This is a genomic window from Vibrio sp. 811 (assembly GCF_033339195.1).
The window spans coordinates 1-554 of sequence record NZ_JAWOUB010000783.1 but is presented as its reverse complement, the minus strand read 5'-3'; the positions used below and the strand labels follow the sequence as shown (position 1 = coordinate 554).

1 protein-coding gene is annotated in these 554 nt (G+C 46.0%); it reads right to left on the bottom strand.

What is annotated here, in order from left to right; all coding sequences use genetic code 11:
* Positions 1-198 precede the first annotated feature (198 nt).
* Positions 199-554 (bottom strand): aldo/keto reductase (locus R7Q46_RS29380; protein WP_318078612.1); only part of this gene is annotated, 356 nt, incomplete at its 5' end.

The window sequence follows — 554 nt, the reverse complement described above, 5'->3', positions numbered from 1 at the left end:
CGGTTAAAGTTGAACGTCGAGTTCGTCATCTTCGTCGAGTGCTAACTGCGCGAATACCGACGTAATCTATAGCGTGTTGAGCTTCCAACATTACGCTTTAGTTAACCCTAAAAGCTCAACACGCTGTAAACGCATATCGAAATAGATTTGTTCTAAGTGCTATTAACAGGCTGACCTATGTGGTCAGCCTGTTTGCTTTTATGGACATGGGTTAGAGTAGGTAGTACCGATCGCTTGAATGTCTGTTAACAGCTCATCACTAAGCTTGATATCGATGCTGTCAATGTTGGCTTTAAGTTGATCAAGGTTGGTCGCACCGATGATGTTGGAAGCGACAAATGGACGTTGATTGACGAACGCCAATGCCATTTGCGCAGGATCTAGGCCATGCTCACGTGCCAAGTTCACGTATGCTTCTGTCGCTTTGACGCCTTGAGGCGTGAAGTAACGAGCGAAACGCTCCCACTTAGTACAGCGTGCACCTTCTGGTTTTGCGCCATGTAAGTATTTACCACTCAAACAACCAAACGCCAGAGGTGAATACGCTAACAGTT